We start from the raw sequence: 8,806 nt of genomic DNA, 5'->3' as shown, positions 1-8,806 counted from the left end.
CTCGTCTTCCGGAATGAAGGCCGACAGTGCATTGAGCATGGTCGTCTTGCCGGTGCCGGTGCCGCCCGAAATGATCGTCGTCTTGCGGGCATGCACGGCCGCCGCCAGCACTTCGGCCATGTTCTGGGTGATGGCGCCGAATTCGACCAGTTTATGCAGGCCGAGCTTGTTCTTGGAGAATTTGCGGATCGACACCAGCGGGCCGTCGACCGCAACCGGGCGGATGGCCGCGTTGAAGCGCGAGCCGTCCAGCATGCGGGCATCGACCATCGGCTGCGATTCGTCGACGCGGCGACCGACCGCGGCGACGATCTTGTTGACGATGCGCAGGAGATGCGCCTCGTCCTTGAACGGAATGTGGACCGGCTGCAGCTTGCCTTTCTTTTCGACAAAGCAGTTCATGTGGCCGTTGATCAGGATATCGTTGATGTCGGGATCCTTGAGCAGCGGCTCGAGCGGACCGAGGCCGACCATCTCGTCGACGATGTCGTCGACCAGCGCATCAAGCTCGACGGTGTTGATCGCCATCCGCTCCTGCTTGGTCTTTTCCGAAACGAAGTCATGCACTTGCCGGCGCATCTCATCCTTCGGCAAACGCTCCAGCGCGACAAGATTGATCTCTTCGAGCAGCAGCCGGTGGATACGCACGCGCGCATCGAGCACCTTGTTGGCATTCTTTGCCAGCGCTGCTTCCGGCTTTGCCGGCAAAGCCTTTCGGCTGGTTGGTATGACGACGGCATGATGGGCGACCGGCGTCGTCTCATGCGCGCGCTGCGGACGCGCATCGCGGTTCTGCAGGGTGGAGAAGCGGCTGGTCATCCGGCTTTCCTCTTCAGCAATCCACGGCCCATGCCAAACAGCGAGCGCGATTTCGCCCGGGTCGGGACCGCTTCTTCCGGCAGGATGATCTTCTTCAGATCGTTGACGACATTGGCGTTGGGATCGATCTCGTGCAGCGGTACGCCGCGATCGACTGCTTCGCGCACCAGCCGGTAGTTGTTGGCGATGCCGCCGACGAAATGCTCGCCAAGGATTTCCTGGACGTCCGCCTGCTTGATGCCGTTATCGAACATCTTCTGTTCGAAACGGTTGACGATGACGTTCGGCTTCACTTCCTTGCCGGCCGTCTCGTAGACCGCCTGGATCAGCCGCTGGGTGTGGCGCAGGCACGGCACCGTCATTTCCGCGACGATGTAGAGCTTGTTGGAACCGAGCAGCACGGTCTCCGTCCATGGAAACCAGGTGCGGGGCATGTCGATGACGACATTGTCGAAATAGGCCGAAACGAGATCCAGCATGCGCACCACGACATCGGTCTTGAACGAGCGCATCTCGGCTGGATGCGCCGGTGCCGCCAGCACGCAAAGCCCGCTGGCATGCTTGGACAGCATCACGTCGAGCAGTTGGCGGTCGAGACGCTCGGGCTGGTTCTCGATCTCGGTGATGTCGAAACGCGGTTCGAGGTCGAGATATTCGGCACAGGCGCCCTGCTGGAAGTTGAGATCGACGACGCAGGTCGAGGCTCCGCGCGTCACCGAGTGATGCAGCTGGAAGGCGGTCTGCAGCGCCAGCGTCGTGGTGCCGACGCCGCCGCCGCAGGCATGAAGGTATAGATTTGCGACTCGGTGTTTTCCTCGCGCCCGGGCCCTTGCAGCGCCCGTACCACGGAGCGCACCAGATCGGCCGTGGTGATCGGCTTGACCAGGAAATCCGCGACCTTGAGCTGCACGAGAATACGCACCGCGGCCGCGTTGAACTCCTGGGTGACGACGACGACCGGAACCTTGTCCTCCAGCCGACGCATGATGCGCTGCAGCGACTCGACCTCCTCCAGCCTTGCCGCATCCATGTCGACGATGATGGCGCCGAAGTCGGCTTCCTGGATCTCACCGCGCAACTCGGTAACGTTCTTCTCCACCGTCGAGAGCTGTATGATCTCGGAGGCGGAAAATGCGGTGCGCGTGTCCTGCGCAAACGTCCTGTCGGTCGATACGAGCAGGATCTTCCTGGTCTTGATGCCGTTTGCCATTCTGTCAGCCTGTCAGGTCGCCCGTTGACCAGTTGCCCGTTGAATCAGTTGCCTGTGGTCGACTGCGACGCCTTGGCACCGGCCGCCTGATCGGGTGTGACAGCCGCGGCACTGCCTCGTTGGGCCGGCACCAGGAGCCTGGTGTTCTGGACCCCGTATTTCCAGGGATCGACCATCTGCATGACGGTGTTGGCGGCCTGCGCATTGCCGGCGCCGGCCGTTGGCCCTTCGCTGCGCACATAGTCGTCGCTGGTGCAGCCAGCGGCAAAGCCGGCCAGCAGCAAGGCGACGCTCGATCCAAAGACCAGACGCATGGCTTCAATCCTTCGGCAGGTCGAGGAAATGCCCAGCCGAAGCGGCCGCTGCAGGTTGAGTGACGCGGCCGTCTGCCAGCGCCACGGTGCGACCGGCATCGGAATCCTTCACTTCCTCGGTGTTGTTGAGAAAATAGTCGGCATTGCTGGCCGGCTGCGTGCCATCTGTCGGCTCGACGAGCTTCTTCGACGGATCGACCGGCTTGACCAGATAGGGCGTTACGATGATGACGAGGTCGGTCTCGCGCCGCTGATAGGATTTGGACGAGAACAGAGCCCCAAGCACCGGCATCTTGCCGAGGCCCGGAATGCGCGACGTGGTGATGTCGTTTTGCGACTGCAGCAGTCCAGCGATCATGAAGCTCTGGCCGTTCTTCAGGTCGACTGACGTCCTGGCACGGCGCACGATGAAGCCAGGAACCGAGATCGTCCCGATATTGTAGGAGGCCGACGCATCGATCGAGGAGACTTCCGGCGCGATATCAAGGCTGACCAGCCCGTCTTTCAGAACCGTCGGCGTGAAATCCAGGCTGACGCCGTATTTCTTGTAGCTGACCGAGATCTTGCCGTTGTCCTCCGAGACCGGGATCGGGAACTCGCCGCCGGCGAGGAAGCTCGCCGTCTGACCGGACCGGGCGATCAGGTTCGGCTCGGCCAGTCGCCGCGCCAAGCCGCGCTCCTCCAGCGCCTTGATGGCAATATCGATCGATACGCCGTTCGATAGGAGACGACCGATGATCTCGCCAGTACCGGCCGCCGGCACTGTGCCCGGATCGATCGAGACGTCGCGGCCGCCAAGGCCATAGGCGAAATTGGCGGCGTATTTGGCACCCAGATCCTGGCCCGCCTGGCGGTTGATCTCGACAAAGCGGACGTTGAGCTGGACCTGCTGCGAAGATGAGATGTTGACCGAGTTGATCACCTCCTCGGCACCGGAAAAGCGCGTCGCGATCTTGTTTGCCTTTTCGGCGGCGACGGCATCGTCGGCCTCGCCCGACAGCACGACACGGCCATTGGCCGATCCGACCTTGATCCTGGCATCCGGCACGCTGGCGCGAATGGTGCTGGCCAGTTGGTCGGTGTCGAGCGTCACCTCGATGTCGACGGTGCCGACAAGCTGCTTTTTCTCATCGAACAGCGCAATCCCGGTGGTGCCGAGATTGTTGCCGAGCACATAGAAGGATTTGTCGGTCAGCGGATTGACGTTGGCGATCTCCGGATCGCCGATGACGATCTGGTAGAAGGCAGCACTGGTGATGATCGTCTTCGGCTTGCCCTTGGCAACCTTGATTGACGCATTCTTGGTCGACGACACGTAGACGACGTCGTTGTCAGCTCTCGCCGCCGAGGCGCCCAAGGCCAGCATCACCGCAGCGGCCAGCGAAGACGCGACAGCCACGGCGCGCAAAACGCGCAACCGCGTCATGACCCGATATATGAACAGCCCGAACATTGTCCCGTCCCTCACCCAGTCCCCACTGGTTTATTTCTGGTCCCGCGAAGGAACCTGGTATTCCTCGGCCTTCGTGCCGCGCGTTACGATGACCGTCTTGAACTTCGGTTTCTCCGGCTCCTTGGTGACGGCGTCGAACACCGAGCCGGCCGCGGCCTGCACATTCGAGGCGACCGATCCGCCGAAGGAGGAGATGGTGGTGACGCCGCTCTTGCCGTCAGCGCCTTCGCTGGCGGACCGAAGCGACAGCGAGAGCGTGCCGACGGTGCGGGCCAGCGCTACTTTCTGCGCGCCGTCCGTCGTCACCTCGATGGTCACCGAATTGGAAATCTGCGGCGTCGTCTGGCGCTCGTCGGCGCCCTGCCCGACGCTCAGCACCTTGGCATCGGCGACAACGATCTCGGAGGTGATGGTGGAACCGGCAGCGCCTTGCGCATTCTTGGCCACTTCCTGAATTTCGCCGGCATCGCGCGTCAGCACCACGTCAACGCGGTCACCGGGCGTGACGAAGCCGCCGACTCCGGCGATCTCGTCGGTGCGGATGGTGACCGCCCGCATTCCGGGCGTCATCATGTTGGAGAGCGTCGCGCGGCCATTCGGGCCGGACAGCTTGGCCAGCAGCACCGGTTCGTTGACCTCGATCGGCGACAGCACCACGCGGCTGCCGTCGGCGAGCAACGCATTGATGGTGGTGAAGGCGCCCTGCGGCACGGACTCTTGCGACCACGGGATTTCGCTGAGCTGCGCGCGGTCGAGCTCCATGCCGTAGCGCAACGGGGCATTCGCCACCACGATGGTCTTGAATTCGACTTTCGGCACGACAGGTGCCGGAATCGACGACGTCTTCTCTTCGGAATCGGCCTTGGCCTGGCTTTTGACCCAGAAATCCGCGGCAAAGATCGAGATCGCGCCGAAAACGGCGGCGATGCCGATCATCGATATGGCCTTGCCCCTCACGCCTAAACCCCTGATATCAGCAGTTTCTTATTTAGTTGGGCTCACGTTAGGCGGCATTGTTAAAGAATCAGGAATCCCGGGCGTTGGTATCGGATCTATTTCCGCCGGCTTGGTTATCGAATGGTTTTGGGGTAAGAGGGCCCAGATCCCCGAACGGAACAGGAACCTCGGTCGCTTGGCGCTGAAAAGCGTGGCAGTATCGCGAGGTGATTCGCAGCACCGGAACCTATGGCAGGCATGGACGACAGCAACGATCTCTTCGGCAATATGGACAAGCAGCCGCAGCCGGTGCGTACCGCTGCGCGCCCGGCGGATCCACTGGTGGTGCAAGCCACCAAGCGTCCTGCCTCGACCAAGGACGGCAGCGAGGGCTATAGCGCCGCCGACATCGAGGTGCTGGAAGGGCTGGAGCCGGTGCGCCGCCGGCCAGGCATGTATATCGGCGGCACGGACGACAAGGCGATGCACCATCTGTTCGCCGAGGTCATCGACAATTCGATGGACGAAGCGGTTGCCGGCCACGCCACCTTCATCGATGTCGAGCTTTCGGCCGACGGCTATCTCGCCGTGACCGACAATGGCCGCGGCATCCCGATCGATCCGCACCCGAAGTTCAAGAAGCCGGCGCTTGAAGTGATCATGACGACGCTGCATTCGGGCGGCAAGTTCGACTCCAAGGTTTACGAGACATCAGGCGGCCTGCATGGCGTCGGCGTATCCGTGGTCAACGCGCTGTCGGACCATCTCGAGGTCGAGGTCGCGCGGGGACGGCAACTCTATCGGCAAAAATTCTCGCGCGGCGTTCCCGTGACCGGCCTGGAACAGTTGGGCGAGGTCCACAACCGGCGCGGCACAAAGATCCGCTTCCACCCCGACGAGCAGATTTTCGGCAAGGGCGCGGCGTTCGAACCGGCGCGGCTCTACCGTATGACGCGCTCGAAAGCCTATCTGTTCGGCGGCGTCGAAATCCGCTGGACCTGCGATCCGTCGCTGATCAAGGAAAAAGACCAGACGCCGGCCAAGGCGGAATTCCATTTTCCCGGCGGCCTGAAGGACTATCTCAAGGCATCGCTCGGCGACGACTTCCAGGTAACGCGCGAGATTTTCGCCGGCAAGAGCGAGAAACAGGGCGGCCACGGCTCGCTCGAATGGGCGGTGACCTGGTTCGGCGGCGACGGCTTCATCAATTCCTACTGCAACACCATCCCGACCGGCGAAGGCGGCACCCACGAGGCCGGCTTCCGCAACGTTTTGACGCGAGGCCTGCGCGCCTATGCCGACCTCGTCGGCAACAAGCGCGCGTCGATCGTCACCTCGGAAGACGTCATGATCTCGGCGGCGGGCATGCTGTCGGTGTTCATCCGCGAGCCGGAATTCGTCGGACAGACCAAGGACAGGCTGGCGACGATCGAGGCAATTCGAATTGTCGAGACCGCGATCCGCGATCCGTTCGACCATTGGCTGGCCGACAATCCGCAGGAAGCCTCGAAGCTGCTCGAATGGGTGATCGCACGCGCCGACGAGCGGGTGCGCCGGCGCCAGGAAAAGGAAGTGTCGCGCAAGAGCGCGGTGCGCAAGCTGCGGCTGCCGGGCAAGCTCGCCGACTGCACGCAGAATGCCGCGGCCGGTGCAGAACTGTTCATCGTCGAAGGCGACTCGGCCGGCGGCTCGGCCAAGCAGGCGCGCGACCGCGCCAGCCAGGCCGTGCTGCCATTGCGCGGCAAAATCCTCAACGTCGCCAGCGCCGGCAACGATAAGCTGGCGGCCAACCAACAGATTTCGGACCTGATCCAGGCGCTCGGCTGCGGTACGCGTTCGAAGTACCGCGATGAGGATCTGCGCTACGACCGCGTGATCATCATGACCGACGCCGATGTCGACGGCGCCCATATCGCCTCGCTGCTGATCACCTTCTTCTATCAGGAGATGCCGGCGCTGGTGCGTGGCGGCCATCTCTATCTCGCCGTGCCGCCGCTTTACTCGATCAGGCAAGGCGGCAAGGTCGCCTATGCCCGAGACGACGCCCACAAGGACGAGCTCCTGCGCACCGAATTCACCGGGCGCGGCAAGGTGGAACTGGGCCGCTTCAAGGGTCTGGGCGAGATGATGGCCGCCCAGCTCAAGGAAACCACCATGGATCCGAGGAAGCGAACGCTGCTCAGGATCGATGTAATCGACGCCGAGACGGCGACCAAGGACGCCGTCGATGCGTTGATGGGCACGAAGCCGGAGGCCCGCTTCCGGTTCATCCAGGAACGCGCCGAATTCGCCGAGACGGAAGTGCTGGATATCTAGCCGCCAGCCGGTCCATAACAAGGCTCCAGCTGCGGAGACGAGCATGTGACCAGGACGCGGCTGAAAGGCTATTTCGGGACGAGTTTAGCCGGGTTGACGCAGCCGACGCGCTCCGACTGGATCTTTGCCTTGCGCACCGTTTCAGCCGGCTTGATCGCGCTGCTGGCAGCCTATGCGCTGAAGCTCGACCATCCGCAATGGGCCATGATGACGGTGTTCATCGTCGCCCAGCCGGTTGCCGGCATGGTGCTGGCGAAGGGCTTCTACCGGCTGCTCGGCACGCTGGTCGGCGGCATCGCCGCGATCGGCATCACCACCGTTTTCGGCACCAACCCCTGGGTGCTGGTGACTGTGCTTGCCGTCTGGATCGGCATCTGCACCTTCGTCTCGTCGCTGCTGCGCAATCCGGAAGCCTATGGCGCCGCCCTGGCCGGCTACACCGCAATGATCATCGGCCTGCCCGCTTTCGGACAGCCGCATCTCGTCGTCGACCTCGCTGTCGCGCGCTGTGCCGAGATCGTGCTCGGCATCGTCTGCGCCGGCCTGACCAGCCGGCTGATCCTGCCAAAACTGGCCAGCGACGCCATCGTCTCGCGCCTGAAACGCTGCATCCTCGATCTTGCCACCTATGCCGGCGGTGCGTTCTCCGGCGGCGACCCGGCAACGCTGTCCGCGCTGCACCGAAAGCTGGTCACGGATACCCAGACGCTCGGCGAGATGCGCGCCTATGCCAGGCTCGAGGCGCCGAGCTTCGCGCCGCGCGCGCATCCGGTCCGGCGCACGATCGGACAACTGCTCTCGGCGCTGTCGGCGGCACGTGCGTTGCATTCGCATGCCGCTCCGAAGAATGCGGCGCTCATTCCGGTGCGTTCGGAGTTGCAAGCCCTTGTCGGTGAAATGGCCGCGAAGCCCGGCGCGCTGGACGACACCACGCCTTGGGTGGCGCGGCTCGACACCATCTCGGCCAAGGCCCGGCAAATGCCCGATGCCTCGACCGACCAGGGCGACGACAGGGTCGGCACGATCACCCGCCTGACCATTGCCGCCGATTTCGCCGATGCGCTCAAGCAGGTGCTGCGCGGCCTCGATGCCCTGCGTGCGCCTGCCACGCGCCCGGCCAGGGGCAGCAGGCAGCCTGCGCTGGTGGTGCATCGCGATTACGCCGGCGCATCGCGCAACGCGGTGCGCGCTGCCCTTGCGACGCTGCTGGTCGCGGCCTTCTGGTTGACGACGAAATGGTCGGAAGCCGCCGGCACGGTCATTCTCGTCGCCGTCGTGTCGAGCCTGTTTGCTGCTCGCCCCGACCCTGTGCAGGTCGCCTGGGGTTTCTTCAAGGGAACGCTTCTGGCGCTGCCCTTTGCCTTTCTCGTCGGCCAGATCGCATTGCCCGCCCTGCCCGGCTTCGGCTGGTTCATGCTGTTTGTCGTGCCGATCCTGGTGCCGACGGCGCTGGCCATGGCCAATCCACGCTATGTCGGCGTTGCGACGGCTTTCGCCATCAACTTTCTCGCCTTCCTCAGTCCGCACCAGGCGATGACCTACGATCCCGGACCCTTCTTCGCCGGTTCGGCGTCGATCCTGGTCGGCATCCTGCTGGCGATCGGTGTCTTCATCGTCGTGCTGCCGGCCGATCCTTGGCTCGCGGCCAACCGCATCGTGCGCGCCATGCGTGAGGATCTGGCGCGGCTTTGCCTGCATGAGCGGGTGCCGAGGCGGTCGGCCTTCGAGAGCCTCGCCTACGACCGCATCAACCAATTG

8 protein-coding genes are annotated in these 8,806 nt (G+C 63.5%); 2 read left to right on the top strand and 6 right to left on the bottom strand.

Features of this window, described 5'->3' with window-relative positions:
- From EN969_RS06970 to cpaB, 6 genes are all read right to left on the bottom strand, one after another.
- A partial coding sequence (locus EN969_RS06970; protein WP_164758166.1) for an ATPase, T2SS/T4P/T4SS family occupies positions 1-819 on the bottom strand: 819 nt, incomplete at its 3' end.
- Positions 816-1,535 carry a CpaE family protein gene (locus tag EN969_RS35890; RefSeq protein ID WP_245467423.1) on the bottom strand — a complete coding sequence of 240 codons (720 nt, stop codon included), beginning with the start codon at positions 1,533-1,535 and terminating at the stop codon, positions 816-818. The genes EN969_RS06970 and EN969_RS35890, both read right to left, overlap by 4 nt.
- On the bottom strand, positions 1,532-2,029 hold the full coding sequence (locus EN969_RS35885) for a response regulator (protein WP_245467422.1): 498 nt from the start codon (positions 2,027-2,029) through the stop codon (positions 1,532-1,534). The genes EN969_RS35890 and EN969_RS35885 overlap by 4 nt, the downstream gene beginning before the upstream one ends.
- 44 nt (positions 2,030-2,073) lie before the next feature.
- The gene (locus tag EN969_RS06960; RefSeq protein WP_013531962.1) at positions 2,074-2,343 is read right to left on the bottom strand and encodes a hypothetical protein; all 270 of its coding nucleotides are present in this window, start codon (positions 2,341-2,343) and stop codon (positions 2,074-2,076) included.
- Between the two features lie 4 nt (positions 2,344-2,347).
- Positions 2,348-3,769 carry a type II and III secretion system protein family protein gene (locus EN969_RS06955; RefSeq protein WP_244514347.1) on the bottom strand — a complete coding sequence of 474 codons (1,422 nt, stop codon included), beginning with the start codon at positions 3,767-3,769 and terminating at the stop codon, positions 2,348-2,350.
- A gap of 57 nt (positions 3,770-3,826) precedes the next feature.
- Complete coding sequence (gene cpaB / locus EN969_RS06950) at positions 3,827-4,753, bottom strand: Flp pilus assembly protein CpaB (protein WP_244514296.1); 927 nt, start codon at positions 4,751-4,753, stop codon at positions 3,827-3,829.
- 237 nt (positions 4,754-4,990) lie between these two features.
- On the opposite strand from cpaB, the gene parE reads away from it, so the two are divergent.
- Positions 4,991-7,048, top strand: a complete 2,058-nt coding sequence (parE, locus tag EN969_RS06945) for a DNA topoisomerase IV subunit B (protein ID WP_013531965.1) — start codon at positions 4,991-4,993, stop codon at positions 7,046-7,048.
- Between the two features lie 45 nt (positions 7,049-7,093).
- Positions 7,094-8,806: FUSC family protein (locus EN969_RS06940; RefSeq protein WP_164758165.1), on the top strand; the 1,713-nt coding region annotated here is incomplete at its 3' end.

The organism is Mesorhizobium sp. M7A.F.Ca.CA.003.01.2.1 (assembly GCF_003998945.1).
Lineage (GTDB): Bacteria > Pseudomonadota > Alphaproteobacteria > Rhizobiales > Rhizobiaceae > Mesorhizobium > Mesorhizobium ciceri.
The sequence above is the reverse complement of the archived record's forward strand: the minus strand, read 5'-3'. Positions and strand labels throughout refer to the sequence as shown.

Bases quoted from the DNA above. Each gene is read 5' to 3' on its own strand.
- parE (WP_013531965.1), top strand. From the start codon at position 4,991: ATGGACGACAGCAACGATCTCTTCGGCAATATGGACAAGCAGCCGCAG.
- EN969_RS06960 (WP_013531962.1), bottom strand. From the start codon at position 2,343: ATGCGTCTGGTCTTTGGATCGAGCGTCGCCTTGCTGCTGGCCGGCTTT.
- EN969_RS35885 (WP_245467422.1), bottom strand. From the start codon at position 2,029: ATGGCAAACGGCATCAAGACCAGGAAGATCCTGCTCGTATCGACCGAC.
- EN969_RS06955 (WP_244514347.1), bottom strand. From the start codon at position 3,769: ATGACGCGGTTGCGCGTTTTGCGCGCCGTGGCTGTCGCGTCTTCGCTG.